This window comes from Alcaligenes sp. SDU_A2 (assembly GCF_038237375.1).
Classification (GTDB): domain Bacteria; phylum Pseudomonadota; class Gammaproteobacteria; order Burkholderiales; family Burkholderiaceae_B; genus Alcaligenes.
This window is the reverse complement of the sequence record NZ_CP151273.1, coordinates 838760-855412: the sequence shown is the minus strand read 5'-3', so window position 1 is coordinate 855412 and position 16653 is coordinate 838760. Positions and strand designations below refer to the sequence as shown.

Annotated in this window: 16 protein-coding genes and 1 tRNA gene; 6 read left to right on the top strand and 11 right to left on the bottom strand. The window is 53.9% G+C overall.

The features are described 5' to 3' along the window. The 4 genes from AADW57_RS03900 (at nucleotide 1) to AADW57_RS03885 (ending at nucleotide 3680) form a co-directional block, all read left to right on the top strand. Entirely contained in the window at nucleotides 1–1323 is a 1323-nt protein-coding gene (locus AADW57_RS03900; protein WP_341668746.1) for a sensor histidine kinase, read from the top strand. A gap of 109 nt (nucleotides 1324–1432) precedes the next feature. Continuing rightward, nucleotides 1433–1780, top strand: coding sequence for an ArsR/SmtB family transcription factor (locus AADW57_RS03895; RefSeq protein ID WP_341668745.1), 348 nt, complete (start codon nucleotides 1433–1435; stop codon nucleotides 1778–1780). A gap of 5 nt (nucleotides 1781–1785) precedes the next feature. Further along, nucleotides 1786–2292: an arsenate reductase ArsC gene (locus tag AADW57_RS03890; protein WP_341668744.1), complete on the top strand. Its 507-nt coding sequence runs from the start codon at nucleotides 1786–1788 to the stop codon at nucleotides 2290–2292. Between the two features lie 98 nt (nucleotides 2293–2390). Continuing rightward, complete coding sequence (locus AADW57_RS03885) at nucleotides 2391–3680, top strand: arsenic transporter (RefSeq protein ID WP_341668743.1); 1290 nt, start codon at nucleotides 2391–2393, stop codon at nucleotides 3678–3680. A gap of 513 nt (nucleotides 3681–4193) precedes the next feature. Here the strand turns inward: AADW57_RS03885 and AADW57_RS03880 are convergent. Together AADW57_RS03880 and AADW57_RS03875 are read right to left on the bottom strand one after the other, a co-directional pair. Then, on the bottom strand, nucleotides 4194–4811 hold the full coding sequence (locus AADW57_RS03880) for a LysE family translocator (RefSeq protein WP_341668742.1): 618 nt from the start codon (nucleotides 4809–4811) through the stop codon (nucleotides 4194–4196). 17 nt (nucleotides 4812–4828) lie between these two features. Next, nucleotides 4829–5470 carry a 2OG-Fe dioxygenase family protein gene (locus AADW57_RS03875; RefSeq protein ID WP_341668741.1) on the bottom strand — a complete coding sequence of 214 codons (642 nt, stop codon included), beginning with the start codon at nucleotides 5468–5470 and terminating at the stop codon, nucleotides 4829–4831. Nucleotides 5471–5724: 254 nt separating this feature from the next. Between AADW57_RS03875 and AADW57_RS03870 the strand changes: the two genes are divergently transcribed. Next, nucleotides 5725–6615: a LysR substrate-binding domain-containing protein gene (locus AADW57_RS03870; protein ID WP_341668740.1), complete on the top strand. Its 891-nt coding sequence runs from the start codon at nucleotides 5725–5727 to the stop codon at nucleotides 6613–6615. A 390-nt stretch (nucleotides 6616–7005) separates the two neighbouring features. Here AADW57_RS03870 and AADW57_RS03865 read toward each other — a convergent pair whose 3' ends face one another. From AADW57_RS03865 to AADW57_RS03850, 4 genes are read right to left on the bottom strand one after another with little or no spacing between them, the layout of a single operon-like run. Then, the gene (locus tag AADW57_RS03865; RefSeq protein ID WP_341668739.1) at nucleotides 7006–8019 is read right to left on the bottom strand and encodes a TRAP transporter substrate-binding protein; all 1014 of its coding nucleotides are present in this window, start codon (nucleotides 8017–8019) and stop codon (nucleotides 7006–7008) included. 34 nt (nucleotides 8020–8053) lie between these two features. Beyond that, entirely contained in the window at nucleotides 8054–9499 is a 1446-nt protein-coding gene (gene aldA / locus AADW57_RS03860; protein WP_341668738.1) for an aldehyde dehydrogenase, read from the bottom strand. 21 nt (nucleotides 9500–9520) lie between these two features. Next, nucleotides 9521–10816, bottom strand: a complete 1296-nt coding sequence (locus AADW57_RS03855) for an NAD(P)/FAD-dependent oxidoreductase (RefSeq protein WP_341668737.1) — start codon at nucleotides 10814–10816, stop codon at nucleotides 9521–9523. A gap of 2 nt (nucleotides 10817–10818) precedes the next feature. Then, nucleotides 10819–11163, bottom strand: coding sequence for a cupin domain-containing protein (locus AADW57_RS03850; protein WP_341668736.1), 345 nt, complete (start codon nucleotides 11161–11163; stop codon nucleotides 10819–10821). 150 nt (nucleotides 11164–11313) lie between these two features. Between AADW57_RS03850 and AADW57_RS03845 the strand changes: the two genes are divergently transcribed. Further along, nucleotides 11314–12231 carry a LysR family transcriptional regulator gene (locus AADW57_RS03845; RefSeq protein WP_341668735.1) on the top strand — a complete coding sequence of 306 codons (918 nt, stop codon included), beginning with the start codon at nucleotides 11314–11316 and terminating at the stop codon, nucleotides 12229–12231. A 401-nt stretch (nucleotides 12232–12632) separates the two neighbouring features. Here the strand turns inward: AADW57_RS03845 and AADW57_RS03840 are convergent. From AADW57_RS03840 to glyA, 5 genes are all read right to left on the bottom strand, one after another. Continuing rightward, nucleotides 12633–12723: transfer RNA gene (locus AADW57_RS03840), tRNA-Ser, on the bottom strand. Nucleotides 12724–12898: 175 nt separating this feature from the next. Continuing rightward, on the bottom strand, nucleotides 12899–13522 hold the full coding sequence (locus AADW57_RS03835) for a riboflavin synthase (RefSeq protein ID WP_341668734.1): 624 nt from the start codon (nucleotides 13520–13522) through the stop codon (nucleotides 12899–12901). Nucleotides 13523–13644: 122 nt separating this feature from the next. Next, on the bottom strand, nucleotides 13645–14793 hold the full coding sequence (ribD, locus tag AADW57_RS03830) for a bifunctional diaminohydroxyphosphoribosylaminopyrimidine deaminase/5-amino-6-(5-phosphoribosylamino)uracil reductase RibD (RefSeq protein WP_341668733.1): 1149 nt from the start codon (nucleotides 14791–14793) through the stop codon (nucleotides 13645–13647). 14 nt (nucleotides 14794–14807) lie between these two features. After that, nucleotides 14808–15269 (bottom strand): transcriptional regulator NrdR, encoded by a 462-nt coding sequence (gene nrdR / locus AADW57_RS03825; RefSeq protein ID WP_341668732.1) that lies wholly within the window; start codon nucleotides 15267–15269, stop codon nucleotides 14808–14810. Nucleotides 15270–15304: 35 nt separating this feature from the next. Continuing rightward, nucleotides 15305–16552, bottom strand: a complete 1248-nt coding sequence (gene glyA / locus AADW57_RS03820; protein WP_341668731.1) for a serine hydroxymethyltransferase — start codon at nucleotides 16550–16552, stop codon at nucleotides 15305–15307. Nucleotides 16553–16653 lie beyond the last annotated feature (101 nt).

The following is a 16653-nucleotide window of genomic DNA, read 5'->3' as shown; positions in this document are numbered from 1 at the left end:
ATGGCAATGGCACGCATGCGCAACAGCACCATCGAAAAACGTATCCGCCGCACCGTTCTGGGTGCCATTCTGATCACATTTCTGGTGACCGTCGCTTCCGTATTGACCGCCAACGACAGACTGGAACAATCCTTGCTGGATATGGACATGCAGGCCGAGCGCGACTTTCTGCTGGATAATGCGCGCCCTAATGAAATCCTGGTCTGGGACATCGCCACGCTCAAAGCCTATTACGTGCCGGCCGGCATGCAGCAGGACGGACGCATGCCCGAGCTATTCCAGGGCTTGCCCTTTCCGTTTTCCGGCGAGATCAAACTGGGTGCGCATACCTACCTGATTACCACTGGCCCGATTCGCGACGGCCGCTTGTTCCTGGCCAAAGACATTACCCTGTTTGAGACCCGCGAACAGGAATTTCATCGTTTCCTGCTGATCCTGGGCCTGGCCGTCGTGGCCCTGGGTATCATGCTCTCTCGCATCACCGGCAAAAAGCTGGTCGCGCCGGTGCAGCAACTGGTCGCCCAGATCCGGAGCACGACGCCGGCCCGCCGCATGCCGCGCGTCTACGCCGACTACCAGGACACCGAACTGCGGGCCATTGCCCAGTCCTTCAATGTTTTCTTGAGCGAGCTGGAGAACTACGTCAAGCGCGAACAATCCTTGATGGGTTTGGCCAGCCACGAACTGCGTACGCCTATTGCCGTGATTGCCGGCGCACTCGATGTGATCGAACGGCGCGGCGGCTTGGAAAGTGCCGACCGGGCACCGCTGCTGCGCATGCGCCGGGCGGTCAACGAAATGGCGGCCAATATCGATGTTCTTCTGCGGCTGACCCGCCGGACATCCAGCCAGGACAGGCATGAGCCCATTTCCCTGGCCGCCGTGCTGCGCGAGATCCAGGACGACCTGGCGCGCCAGTTGCCGGACGCCCGGCAACGACTGATCCTGGACATCCAGGCGCAGCCCCAGGTACACGGCGACCCGGTCCTGGTCAAAATTTTGCTGCGTAATCTGATGCAGAACTCCCTGCAACACACCCAAGGTCCGGTCCAGGCCACGCTGACCGATACGCACGCCGATATTGTGGATCACGGAGCGGGCCTGCCCGATGCCTACCGAAACTACCTGAACGACCCGACACCCGACGCCAGCGAACTGTTGTCGCTCTCGGGCCTGGGCCTGTTCATTGTCGGCCTGATCTGCGAACGCCTGAACTGGCGTCTACACGCATTCGCGCCAACACCGAACGACAATATCGTACGCATCCACTTCGTCTGCCCCATATCCACATCGCCGCATACGCTTCAGACCGTCGAACCTTAACCCAAACCCCGCTGCGCCGATGCCCCAAAAACCGTTGCCTTTTTGCTCCAGCGTCCATAAGCAGCCATCTAATAATTCAATTATTCAACAATTGATGTATTATTAACCCATGCAAGAACCCGACGTTATACGCTCCCTTTCCGCTCTGGCTCACGAAGCACGGCTACGCGTGTTCCGTGCTCTGGTAGTTGCCGGCCCGCAAGGCCTGACCCCCGGTATGTTGGCCGAACAATTGCGCATCGCCCCCAATGCCTTATCGTTCCATCTGAAAGAACTCGCCCATGCCGGTCTGGTTCTTAGCGAACGGCAAGGGCGTCATGTACTGTATCGCCCCGCTCTGGACGTCATGAATGGCCTGCTGGCGTATCTGACCGAAAACTGCTGCCAGGGTGCCGCATGCGCTCCGGTCACCCTGTGCCCCGATACCATCGACCAACCCAAAGCCATCTGCCGCTGACATCCATGCCTGATACCACGCCCCCCCTCAATGTCCTGTTTCTGTGCACGCACAATTCGGCTCGCAGCATACTGGCCGAAGCCTTGCTCAATGATATGGGCCAAGGCCGCTTCAAGGCCTATTCCGCAGGCAGCGCCCCTCGCGCCGACGCACGCCCCAACCCACTGACACTACACGTGCTTGAACATGCCGGCGTGTCTGTAGAAGGGCTGCGCAGCAAAAGCTGGGATGAGTTCGCCCGCCCCGATGCACCACAGATGGATCTGATCATTACCGTGTGCGATAACGCCGCCGGAGAGGCCTGCCCGCTCTGGCCCGGCCACCCGGCTACCGCACACTGGGGCTACCCCGACCCCTCCGCAGGCGATGCGCCAGAAGCCGAAAAACAAGAGGCATTTCGCCAGACGATGTATCTGATGCGTCGTCGCCTGGAGCTGCTGATCAACCTTCCCCAGCAAAAACTGGCACATGCCATGTTGCAATCGGCTGCCCGAGAGCTGGCGTCGCACTAGCCACGTCGGCTGCGCTACCCCTTCCATCACACCCTGTATTGCAAGCCTGAATACGCCTGGCATGCTGCCCGCATGCGCGCATTTTTCCGGATTTTCCCATGCTGACCGCCATTTTGATTTTTCTGTTCACGCTCACCTTGGTCATCTGGCAGCCTCGCGGCCTTGGCATAGGCTGGGGTGCCAGCCTGGGAGCGATGCTGGCCTTGCTGCTGGGCGTGGTGCAATGGACCGATATTCCGGTGGTCTGGAGCATTGTCTGGAATGCCACGGCCACCTTCATTGCCATCATCATTATCAGCCTATTGCTGGACGAAGCCGGTTTCTTTGAGTGGGCCGCGCTGCATTTTGCCCGCTGGGGCGCAGGCAATGGGCGGCGGCTTTTTGCGCTGATCATACTGCTTGGAGCCGCCGTTTCGGCTTTGTTCGCCAACGATGGCGCGGCACTGATCCTGACACCCATCGTCATGGCCATGCTGCTTGCTCTGGGATTTTCATCCACGGCCACACTGGCCTTTGTCATGGCTGCCGGTTTTATTGCCGACACAGCCAGCCTGCCACTGCTGGTCTCCAACCTGGTCAACATCGTCTCGGCCGACTATTTCAATATCAGCTTTAACGACTATGCCCGCGTCATGGTTCCCGTCAACATAGTCTCGGTTCTGGCCAGCCTGGGCATGTTGATGCTGCTGTTTCGACGCGCCATTCCCACCACCTACAAGCTTGCTCAGCTGCGCCAACCCGCCACGGCAATCAAAGACAAGGCCACGTTTCGGGCGGGTTGGGCCGTGCTGGTCTTGCTGCTGGTCGGCTTTTTCGCCCTGGAGCCTTTGGGCGTTCCAGTCAGCGCCCTTGCCGCACTGGGAGCGCTGCTTCTGCTGGCCGCAGCAGCTCGCGGCACCGTCATCAGCACCCGCAAAGTATTGCGAGGCGCGCCCTGGCAAATTGTGTTGTTCTCGCTGGGCATGTATCTGGTGGTGTACGGCCTGCGCAACGCGGGGCTGACTGATCACCTGGCCAAACTGCTGGATCAATTCGCCCAGGGCGGCCTTTGGGGAGCGGCCATAGGCACTGGTGTTCTGTCTGCCCTGCTGTCGTCAGTCATGAACAACCTGCCCACTGTGCTGATCGGCGCATTGTCGATTGATGCATCCAACGCGACCGGCGTGGTCAAAGAAGCCATGATCTACGCCAATGTTATCGGTAGCGACCTAGGCCCTAAATTCACACCTATCGGCAGCTTGGCTACTCTACTGTGGCTACATGTGCTGGCCAGAAAAGGCACGACGATCGGTTGGGGCTACTACTTTCGCATGGGTGTCGTGCTGACCACGCCCGTGCTGCTTCTGACCCTGGCGGCGCTGGCCCTGCGATTAAGTCTTGTCGCCTGAACACCTGCCCGAGCACAAAGCCACAGACGCACGCTCCGCTGGGCAACAAAACGGATGATCTGGGCGTCTGGGCGTCTGGGCGTCTGGGCGTCTGGGCGTCTGGGCGTCTGCGGACGATTGTCGCGAAAGTAGATAAACGACGCAATCCAGAATCCGCATGATAATCAGCAAATAAAACAGACTCCGGAAAATCAGAAAAAACATCTATTTAAAATAAATAATCATACGACTTAAATTTCAAACAAATAGGCAGCTGATATTTTTATTGAATAAAAATCAGGCGTCTGACAATACGTTTATCATTTTTCTCCAGTCATTATGCAAATACGCCAAAAAAAACAAAAAATCCTCTAACTTTTTTGGCAAAGCCATTAACAAAACATACATACCAAACCAGGCTAAATGACTGATAGCTAGACACAGGACTCGACCCACAAACCGGTATCGGCTTCATCGCCCCGCTTTCAATGCCACCATAAATGCCGCACACCGTCCCTAACCGGACGCTATGTCTTACAGGGTCGAGTTTGCGAACAGCAACGACCCTCCCAAGCCAAACAAGGAAGCACCAATCAACACATCGACGGCACGCTGCCTGGCCAGCATCGCGGCGCGCAGGCGTTTCTCGGAAAAGACGATGGCCACAATGCTGAACCAAACCCAGTGAGCAAACGACATGAACGCGCCATAAGAAAAATTCAGCCAGAATGGTGCCCCAGGGTCCACAACCTGCGTGAAGGTCGCCACCACAAACAACATGGTCTTAGGATTCAAGGCATTGGTAAAAAAACCCATGCCAAATGCCTGCCAGTTGCTGGGCATATGCCCTGGTGCCGTATCGATCGTAATCGGCGTGCGGTTGCTGAAGGACTTGTAGCCCAGGTACATCAAGTAGGCGGCTCCCGCTATCTTCATGGCCAGAAAAAGGCCGGGCGACTGCGTGATCAACACGGCAATGCCCAGCACCGTGTAAAAGACATGCACCTGAACCCCGGCGGCAATCCCCAAGGCGGAAATAAGGCCGATCTTGCGTCCAAAGGAAAAGCCATTGCGGGTGACCATGGCAAAGTCAGGCCCGGGACTGATCACAGCCAGAATGGTGATGGTGGCAACAGCAATAAGCTCGTGCATTTTGTGGCCCAGTCCCGTTAAAACGACTTCTTGCGAAACGTAATCACCAGCACATCCCGATAGCCGGGCAGGCACTCGTTTTCCGGCAAAATAGGTGTTACCCCATGCATCACATGATGATCATTGACAATGGCAACCTCCATCGGGTGGGTCAGGGTGAACTGCCCCAAAGGACGGCGCTGCAGATCGACGACTCGTGTGCAGCCTTCCAGCACATTGACCCGGTCGATCAGCATCATGAATACAAAGTCGACACCATCCCGGTGAATGCCCTCGGGCGTAGGCGATGCGCCTTGCTGCTGCGCCAGGATACGGAACTGATGCACTTCGATATGCCAAACGTAAAAGGGCCCCATGTTTGTAAACACAGCGGCACACAGCCCCAAAATCGACTGAAAGGCCGAATTATCCAGAATCGCCTGTTCGACCGGTGCAAAATGACGCGCGATGCCACCGTTCAAGGGGTTGTAGTCCAGGGATTGGTAATGGGGCTGAGCCGGCTCCAGACGCGGCGTGCCATAGGGCTCGACACTGTAGGTAGCGTGCCGCCGAAACCGGTATGTACCGCCATCTTTCATGTACGTATCCTGTTCCAGGCGATTCCAGCTTTCCTGAAAATCCTTCCAATCGGCAGCGGCAATATCCAGAAGGCTGTCCATGGCAGGTTGAGTCAGAAAAATAAAATTGCTTTTCGCCAAATGCGCACAAATATCATGCAAGCAATTAGACATTCCCATTTTTTTATTTTTATATAAATCTTTCTCTGACGATACCGCATAACCGTTCATACAAGACTCCGAAAATCAACATTCATATCAGCAGCGCACATTCCTGGCACTATTTGATTATTATTGTTGTCGTGATAATTTAAAAACGATGATTGCTTTCCTTTATCTGTGACATTTCGTCGACAATGAACATTCCAAACCTCTCCGCGTTCCGTTATTTTGATGCGGCGGCGCAAACCGGCAGTTTCGTGCAAGCGGCCCATGCCCTGAACGTCACGCACGGGGCGGTCAGCAGGCAAATCCGGGCTCTGGAAGACGCGCTTGGCGTGCAATTGTTCGAAAGGCGTAACCGCGCCGTCTTTTTGACGCCCGCCGGACATCAGCTCAAACAGGTCACCGCCTCTATGTTCGAGCGCCTGGAAGACATCGTGTATCAATTGCAGCAAACACAGCGCGAACATGCGCTGGTCGTCTCCTGTGAACCGACCATCGCCATGAAATGGCTAATCCCAAGACTGGGACAGTTCCGCGCCCAACACCCCGCTGTCACCGTACATATCATGACCGCAGGGGGGCCGGTCAACTTTGCCAAGATGGGCATGGACCTGGCCATACGGCGCGACGATTTCCACTGGGCCGACTCTGTGTTCGGCATCAAGTTATGCGATGAGCGCATCGGCCCCGTCTGCCAGCCTGCCTATCCCCAACCGGTCGGCGCTGCGGGGCAAGTGCTGATTCATACCAGTTCCCGACCCAAGGCATGGGCTACCTGGAGCCGACTAAGCCGACACGGCACGAAGCACGCCATGTCTTTGCAGCTGGATCATTTTTATTTATGTATTCAGGCAGCCCTGAGCGGACAAGGCATTGCCCTGGTTTCGCACCTGATGGTGCAAGACGAAATCCGCGACGGCCAACTGATCGCACCGCATGGCTTCATCCGCGACGGCTCAAGCTACTACCTGCTCTCGCCCAAACCGCTGCACGAAGACCCTCGGGCAGAACTTTTTGCCAACTGGATCGGCGAACAATTACGCAGCGACAATCCGCCTCTTATGAACGAAGGCTCTACATAGAAACACTACGCGACGATGCGCCAGCACTATGCCTGAAGAAACCCGCACAAGGCACCCTTCATTGCCCCTTCCCGTATGCGAAACGACACGCTACGCGTGACCGATTCAGATTGCCATACGTAAAACGTCATCACACAGATGCGCGGCACCGGGTTCAATACCCAAACGGCCAACTTCATTTCTGCGCGTTCGGCCACATGAATGAACTATGTATGCATCCTGGCCGTTGCGCGCAGAAACGCTTCACCGCGAGCACCGACCACACCTACGGCCATCAAACTGCAATAGGGAGCGTCACTGACCGCTTAAATCCACAATCACTAAAATGGTGAGCTACCAGCATAGATAGCCCACCATCAACCAGACCGTTTCGATCCTAACACCTAGCCATTAGGTCGGATTACGACCCAATACAGTAAGAATATTCTCCACCACATCCTTACCATACTCGTCGTAGTATTTTGGCCATACTCCACCAACAGACCTTCGCTCCATCTCGCTTTCATCCATATCCGATATTATCTCCACCCCTTTGGATGCCAGCATATCCTCTGCTATTTTTTTATTTTCCTTACCCCATTCAAAATTCTTGAGGCTTGCCAAAGTTCCCGCCTCTACAATTTTTTTCTGAATATCAGCAGGCTGGTCTTGGTATATCGATTCCGAAATGACCAGAGGCTGAATAAGATAATTGTAATGCGCCTTTGATAAATATTTTTGATATTCATACAATTTTTCATTGTAAATATCATGGATAGGCAATGCCTGCCCATCAACCACTTTTTGCTGCAAGGCAGTATATACCTCACTCCACGCCAGCGGCGAAGGATTGATGCCCCAAGAATTCCACGTTTCAATCAAGACCTTAGATTTTGGAACACGCATAACCAGGCCCTGCAAGTCAGCCAAATTTTTAATAGGCCTTTTTGAATTTGTTATTGACCTAAACCCGGTAAAATCCCATCCAATAATCCTTACTCCCGCTTCCTTCGCCACCCTTTCCACAATTTCATTTTTAATAAAATCACTCTGTACCAGCTTCAGCGCCTCTTCTTCTGTTTTTATTAAATACGGCAAGCTCAACACGCCGACAATCGGTGAAAAAGGTGAAATATTATTCGTTGCCACTACAGACATATCCAACAAACCCATAGCGGCATCATTGATAGTGCTTTGCTCGTCTCCCAGTTGGCTATTCAAATATAGAAATGCGGTATATTGACCATCTGTCAACTTACTGAGCTGTTCCGAAAATTCTTTAGCCAGCACATACTGACCTCCTCCTTTCGTCCCCGAAACAGCCACATTGAACTCCTTGGCAGCCACAGCAACATTCATTATGGACTGCAATGCCACCAGAAGCAAAATACTGAAAAAATAATTAATATTTATTTTCTTTAACATGATTGTCTCCAAATTTTAAATTAATTATATTTTTTTATTTCAATTCACCATGATTAAGGTAAATCACATGTGTGTCCATGTACTCATACAAACCATGCTTTCCATCCGCCCCTCCAATGCCTGATTGCTTTCTTCCGGCATGAAAGCCTTGCATGGCTTCGAAGTTCTCTCGATTCACATACGTTTCACCAAACTCCAACTCTTTGCATGCCTGCATCGCACTAGCAAAGTTTTCAGTATAAATCGACGAAGTCAAACCATAGCGGCCACTATTCGCCAGATCCACCGCTTCTTTCAAACTATCGACAATTTGAACAGGCAGAATTGGTGCAAAAATTTCATTCTGCATGATCTCCATATTTTCATGGCAATCCGTCAAAATAGTGGGTTGAAAAAAGCACGGACCTATCTGCTCTAAGGTTTCACCACCATAATACAGAGTCGCACCTTCGCCCAATGCGCGTTGCAGCATTGCACTGGCTTTTACAACGGCCTGTTTGTTAATTAACGGCCCCATTTCGACCTGTTCGTCACCACTTGGGTCACCAATTTTTACATTGGCCATTAAATTCTTTAGCTTCTCCAAAAACTCCTCAGCAACCGGTCGCTCTACATACACCCGCTCTGCGCAATTACATACCTGCCCGCTATTGATAACCCTGGAATCAAAAATTGCTTTAGCAGCAAGATCCAGATTGGCATCTTTCAAAACGATGGCCGGTGCCTTGCCACCCAGCTCCAGGTTCACCTTGGTTAAATTCTGACTTGCCGCCTTCATAATGGCCTTGCCAGTTTCTACACTGCCGGTAAAGCTAATAATTCCAACATTTGGATTTTCTGACAAACGCGCACCAGCGGTATTACCTTTTCCGCTAACTAGATTAAACACGCCATCTGGCAGCTTGGCGGCCTCTACAGCCTGTACAAATGCCATTGCATTCAGCGGTGTTTCTTCGCTCGATTTCAATACAATGGTATTTCCGGCAACTAATGCCGGAGCCATTTTTCTTGCCAACAAGAAGAATGGAAAATTCCAGGCCACGATACCAGCCGCAACCCCAATAGGCTTTCTCAGTAAAAAAATACTTTCGCCCCGCTTGTCACTTTCTATCACTTCCCCTTCAATTCTTCTGGCCCACTCCGCCATATAGTCCATATAGTTGGCGGTAAATTCCACCTCCACCAACGACAAGCCATAAACCTTCCCTTGCTCTTTGGTAATAATTTTTGCTATATCTTCTTTTCTTTTTCGTATCTCTCTTGCAATTTCTGTCAAGTACGTTGCTCTTTCAATGGCGGGAGTCGCCGCCCAACTCTTACTTGCCACAAGTGCCGAACTAACGGCATAGTCCACATCGTCATCGCTTGCATCCATAAACTCAACAAGCTTTTCCCCCGACGATGGGTTAAATACCTCTATCAAATCCTCACCATTATTGCAATGAAGTTTTCCATTAATATATGAGCAAACCTGTTCCATACCCTCACCTTTAAATATCTATTATTTATCCATCTTATCCAAGCACCCCAATACAGGTAACACATGTGGTGCCATCATTTTTTTAAAACCATGCCATTTGATAGTTTTTACTGCGGTCACGGGTACATCTAACTCATCTCCTCCTTGCAGAACCTTTTCTGCCAAGACCCGTCCCAAAACCGTCCCCATTGCCACCCCACGGCCATTACATCCCAATGCCGCCAGGAATCCACGATCCAGTTCGTGTATATGCGGCAGACTATCTTCAGTCATGGCGATATTTCCGCCCCACTGATATTCCCACTTCACATTTTTTAGCAATGGAAAAATATGTACCGCTTCGCGTTTTATTCTTTCGTAATCTCGATCGCTACGGATATTTTTCCCTAAACCACCAAATACCAAACGCTTATCCGCCGTTTTACGACCATAAAAGATCAGTCTGCGCGAATCGGCGATGGTATGTTCTTGTGGCAAAATCGCGTGATACAACTCTGTGCTCAACGGCTCTGTCGCCAGCTGTATAGGAGTAAAAGGCAAATAGCTTTTATCAGACTTTGGCGAGACACCCGAGGTATACCCATTGGTACATAACAAAACGGTTTTGGCCTGAATGCGGGTATCGCCAAGCTGGACCGTCCAAGCCTGTGGTCCCTGTTTTTTCACGGCCGTTACGGCGTTGTGGGTATAAATTCGTGCACCGTGCGCCATCGCTGCGCGCGCCAAGCCCCTGGCATACGACAATGGCTGTATATGCCCAGCTTCTTCATGCAACAAGGCGGCATGGTAGTAAGCGGAGCCGGACAAATGCTGAGTTTCCGCCGCGCTTAAACACCGCACAGAGGCACCATAAGCCTGCCAGTCATGGGCCAATTCCGTTAAGGCCTTGGCGGCAGAAGCACAATGCGCAACCTGTAACCACCCTTTCTGGACGGCGTCACAGTCAATATCGTGTTGTTTGATCACGCTAAAGACTTCATTGGCCGACTGTATCGTGGCTTTTATCAAGCGCGTTGCCGCCGGCTTGCCCAGACCTTGTTCCAGTGCTTTAGAACCGAGCCGCATAATCGGATTGACTTGTCCGCCGCTGCGGCCCGACGCTCCCCACCCCACATCCCCGGCCTCGAGCACAAGGACTTCCAGCCCTTGACTGGCCAGCTCCAGCGCCGCGCGCAAACCAGTAATGCCCGCACCAATAATCACCACATCGCTGCGCTCTGCCTCGATGGGCCAGATCGGCTTGAGCCGCAGCTCAGGCGCTGTGTGCAGCCACAGACTATCCAGTTCGGGCGGAAGATACTGTTGATTCCGCTGCATAGTCACTTAACCGATGGCGTGATGAAGTAGTACTTGCGTGCGTAATGCGGAACGTGCCAGGTGCCCTGAAAGCCATCTTCCATCACCAAGCTATCGCCGGCGATCAAGCGGTGCTGGGTACCCTGCAAATCAGTAATCACCACTTCGCCTTCTTGAATCACACAGAACTCGTCGTAGCCGGCGATATGCACGTCCCAACTGCCATGCGTGCTGTCCCAAACGCCTGCTCTGCGCCCTGTTTCTTCACCATAAGCCGGCCATACTCTGTGTGTCGGACCCGCAGCGCCTTGGTTGCCCGCCTGCACTACCGAGCCCGGTGCCTGCTGCGTAATTGCGTCTTGCCGCATAGTTGCTAAGTGTCTTTGTGTCATTGTCATATCACCTTATTTTCAAAAATCAAATCAGACACTTACGCATTATCCATAGCCGTTTCTGGCATGTACAATGCATTATCAAGCCTAAATTGATGCATGGCACTCATCACACGGAGACGACCAATGAACTTGAAACAACTCAAACATATTGTTGCCGTTGCCGATACGCTCAACTTTCATCGAGCCAGTGAACGTGTATTTCTTACCCAGTCAGCACTGAGCCGCAGTGTCGCCAGCTTTGAAAAAAGCATAGGCATTCGTCTTTTTGATCGAGACAACGCCAAAGTCAGCGTGACATATGCCGGCCAACAAATCATTGAAAGCGCGCGCCTGCTCCTGGCCGAGTCAGACAATTTTCAGCAAGAAGTAAAAAATATATTTTCGGGTGAGGAGGGAGAAATTAGTTTTGGGATCGGGCCATTCTTGGCGGCAACAGTTATTCCCCCGACATTGCGCAACTACCACCTGGACCACCCAAACATTACCTTCGACATTACAATTAATGACTGGTCGCACCTACTGAACTTACTGGAAGCAGAAAAAATAGAGTTTTTTATAGCGGACATTAGGCAAATCACAGACCACAGAAATATAAAAATCGAACTTCTGAATAGCCCAAAAATTGGTTTTTACTGCCTACAAAACCATACCTTGTATCAACAACACAAAGACCAGACCATACCCGCCGAGGCCTTGTTGCACTACCCTATCGCCTCTGTCTCCATACCCGATGTCGTTCTTGCAGAAATAAAAAAATCGTTAAAAATTAACGATAAAGATTTTAAAATAAGCATAAAATGCAATGACATACTATTGCTTAAAAACCTGCTCCCCGATACGGACATAATTATGCTTTGCTCTAATCATGTCGAGTCAGAAATCTACAAGAAAGAAAGACTAAAAAAACTTAATATAAAAATGACAGGCGATAGATTCGGAACATGGGGATTAGTGACGTTAAATGGAAAAAGCCTATCCCCTTCCGCAAAGAAACTTAGCCGCACACTGTGCGACAACATCCTCTTGTTGAATCAAGGATGATCATAAGCAGAACGCCTAAGCGCCAACGCAATAACCAGTGAAATCAAGCTGCAAGGGCACATTGCCAACACCAGAGTATCGTGTGTATCGACCCCACGAAGTCCAACGGGATCACCAAGGGCTTCCACGCAACGACGATGGTTTCACACTGTGCTTAGGGATTCAGAAAGCTTGAAAACTCGCACCTGCCGATCTTCCCCCAAGGCAGATGACATGCAGTCATCAGTCGGGCCTGATGCCTAGTGCCCCACGTATAGGGGCAGCCCGGGTGCAATGGTGCCATTCACCGGGCCTGATGAAGGCCCCAATTTGCGGGGTAGGGCCAAGCCTACCCAAAATTTAAGGCAATAAAAAAACCGCAGCGAATATCGCTGCGGTTTTTAAATATCGTTCAGAATTCTTGGCGGACAGAGGGGGATTCGAACCCCCGATACGCTATTCACGTATACACGCTTTCCAGGCGTGCGCCTTCAACCACTCGGCCACCTGTCCTAATTTTTTGGCGCGCCGCATTTAAAGCAGCTAATGCCAAGTCCATAATAGTAGCAGTATTCAGACCTGTTTTGCAAGCATCGTCTAGCCTATCGAACGATATCTGTATGCCAGCAAGGCTAACCGACCCAAAAACCGTCGCTTTAAAGCATAAAACCCGCTAGAACATGCAGCATTACGCCGATTGCTGCAGACTAAACATGCGCTCGACGTAACGGGCAATGGTATCTACTTCCAAGTTGACCGAACTGCCCGCTCGCAAGTTTTTCAGGGTGGTGACCTGCACGGTATGCGGGATCAGGTTGATACGGATCTCGCAACCCTGGGCATTATCGTCCACCTGGTTGACGGTCAGGCTGACACCATTAACAGTCACCGACCCTTTATAGGCAAAGTAACGCGCCATATCCGCCGGCACCTGTATGCGTAGATCCCACGACTCGCCCACGGGTTCGAAATAGCTGACTGTTCCCACGCCGTCCACATGGCCGGACACAATATGGCCGTCCAAGGAATCACCCAGGCGCAGGGCGTGCTCCAGATTGACTTCGCCAGGCTGGTCCAGCCCAACGGTGCGATTCAGACTTTCCCGGGACACGTCCACCACAAAAGCGTCGTCGTGCAGTTCGACCGCCGTCATGCACGCTCCCTGAATGGCGATGGAATCGCCCAGGCGTGCTTCATTCAAAGGCAGGCCACCAGCGTGGATGTGCAGGCGCACGCCTGCATCGTCCTGCCCTTGCAGCAAAGGGGTAACTTCGGTGATTCGGCCTACGGCGGCCACGATACCTGTAAACACAATAAGCCTCTTGCAAAAAAATAGCGTCGCCGCTGATATGCATGAACGCCTGGGGCGTCCCATCCATCCCGCCTTGCCCGAGAAAAGCCAGCCATCACGAGACCGGCACAGACCAAAGGGAATCAGTATTCGTTGCGCTGATCTGCCCCGCCCACCGCGTGCAGCAGCGCGGCCCAATGTTCGCGCTGCCGCGCCAACAGACGCGCGTCCTGTCCCAGCAAACGCAGATCGGTAAATTCAAATGGTTGCACGGCATCCAAGCCGGACAGCGCGGCAATATCAGCCACGCCACGCCCATGCCCTAGAATCTTGGGTGCCACATACATCAGCAGTTGATCCACCACGGCGGCGTCCAGCAATGCACCGGACAAGCGGGCTCCCGCTTCGGCATGCACTTCGTTGATCTGCTGCCCGGCCATCCAATCCAATACGGCGCGCACATCCACATGCCCGTCCCGTAAAGGCATGGGTATGACCTGGGCATTGCGATCGGCCAACTGCGCTTCGCGCTGTGGATCGCGCCGGTGGCTGAACACCCAGCACGGCGTGCCATCCAGCAAAGCCGCCGCCGGGTCCAGCCTGAGCTGCGTATCCAGCACCGCCTTGATGGGTGGACGCGGGGTATCGACGGCGCGCACATTCAGACGCGGATTGTCGGCCTGCACCGTGCCTATTCCGGTCAGCACCACGCAACTGCGCGCACGCCAATGATGACCGTCGTCGCGGGCCTGAGGGCCGGTGATCCATTGCGAACGGCCATCGGGCAAGGCACTGCGGCCATCCAGTGACGCGGCCATCTTGAGCCACAGCCACGGTCTGGCGCGGGTCATGCGGGCAAAAAATCCGGCATTGACTTGCAACGCCTGCTCCACGCACAGCGGGCCATCGACCGTAATGCCCGCTTGGCGCAACAAGGCCAAGCCACGCCCGGCCACCAGCGGGTTGGGGTCATGCATAGCCACGACCACACGAGCCGGTGCCGCCTCTACCAGCGCCTGGGCGCAAGGCGGCGTGCGGCCATGATGACTGCACGGTTCCAAGGTGACATAAAAAGTAGCACCCGCCACATCCACGCCGTTCTCGCGGGCCTGGCGCAACGCCATGACTTCGGCGTGTGGTCCGCCCGCCTGCTGGGTCACGCCGCTGGCCAGCAAACGTCCCTCGCGCACGATCAGGCAGGCAATGCGCGGATTGGGCGCAGTAATATAAAGCGACTGCTCGGCCAGCGCCAAGGCCTGCCGCATCCAGTCGTAATCGTCTTGATCCAGCATGGCAGCCCCCATGATCAGGAGCCGCCGGGCTCGTTCATTTCGTCGATGGCCTGCACGAACTCGCGTATATCTTTAAAGCTCTTATAGACCGAAGCGAAGCGCACATACGCCACCTGATCGAGCTGTTTGAGTTCAGCCATGACCAATTCACCGATGGTTTCGGATGAAACTTCGCGTTCCCCCCGAAGCTGGAGCTTTTCTTCGATGCGCTGCACGGCGGCATCGACCTGCTGCATGGGCACGGGGCGCTTGCGCAAGGCAACGCCCATACTGGCGCGCAAGCGCGCAGGATCGAAGTCCATACGCGTGCCATTGCGCTTGGCCACCACGGGCAAACTCAGTTCAGAGCGCTCGTACGTGGTGAAACGTCGTTCACAAGCCGAACATTTACGCCGCCGCCGGATGGCGTCGCCTTCTTCGGTGATTCGGGAATCGATCACCTGGGTATCGGCATGATGACAGAACGGACACTTCATTAAAATCGCGGGCCTTGCGGCCCGCTCCGGGCAAATTAATTGGAATACACAGGCAGCTTGGCAGTCAGTTCGTGCACGCGGCGGCGAACGTCGGCCAGCACGGCTTCGTCATGCGGATTGTCCAGAACATCGGCAATCAGGTGCGCAGTCTGCTCGGCTTCGGCTTCGGTAAAGCCACGCGTGGTCATGGCAGGCGTGCCCAAACGGATGCCGCTGGTGACGAACGGTTTTTCCGGGTCGTTTGGAATGGCGTTCTTGTTGACGGTGATGTGTGCCTTGCCCAGCGCCTCTTCGGCCACCTTGCCCGTAATGCCCTTGGAGCGCAGGTCCACCAGCATGACGTGACTTTCCGTGCGGCCGGACACAATGCGCAGGCCGCGCTGCACCAGCGTACGGGCCAGCACGTCGGCGTTCTTGACCACTTGGGCGGCATAGGTCTTGAATTCGGGCTCCAACGCTTCCTTGAACGCCACGGCCTTACCGGCGATAACGTGCATCAGCGGACCGCCCTGGATGCCAGGGAAGATAGCGGAGTTGACCGCCTTCTCGTGCTCGGCCTTCATCATGATGACGCCGCCACGTGGACCGCGCAGAGACTTGTGGGTGGTCGAAGTCACAAAGTCGGCGTGGGGCACGGGATTGGGGTAGGCACCACCGGCAACCAGGCCGGCGTAGTGGGCAATGTCCACCATGAACAGTGCGCCGTTTTCGTGGGCGATACGGGCCATGCGCTCGAAGTCGATGCGCAGGGCGTACGCGGATGCGCCGCCCACGATCAGCTTGGGCTTGTGTTCCTTGGCCAGTTGCTCCAGGCGGTCGTAATCGATTTCTTCGTCGGCATTCAGGCCATAGGAGACGAAGTTATACAGCTTACCCGAGGCATTGACGGGCGAGCCGTGCGTCAGGTGGCCGCCTTCGGCCAGATTCATGCCCAATACGGTGTCGCCGGGCTTGAGCACGGCCATGTACACACCCTGGTTGGCCTGCGAGCCGGAATTGGGTTGCACGTTGGCAGCTTCGGCACCGAACAGCTCTTTCAGGCGATCGATGGCCAGTTGCTCCACAACGTCCACGTACTCGCAACCGCCGTAGTAGCGCTTACCGGGGTAACCCTCTGCGTATTTGTTCGTCAGCTGCGTACCCTGGGCTTGCATCACGGCGGGGCTGGTGTAGTTCTCAGAGGCGATCAACTCGATGTGCTGCTCCTGGCGCACGTCTTCTTTTTGGATAGCGGCCCAGAGTTCGGGATCGACTTTGTCGAGAGTGGCAGAACGGTCAAACATGAGGGTTCCTAACGGTTTAAGTGGAAGCAAACAAGAAAGCAGCATTTTAGCGCGGATGCAGCGCATTCCGCCTTACCCGGCCGCTTTCAGGCCGGAAACCA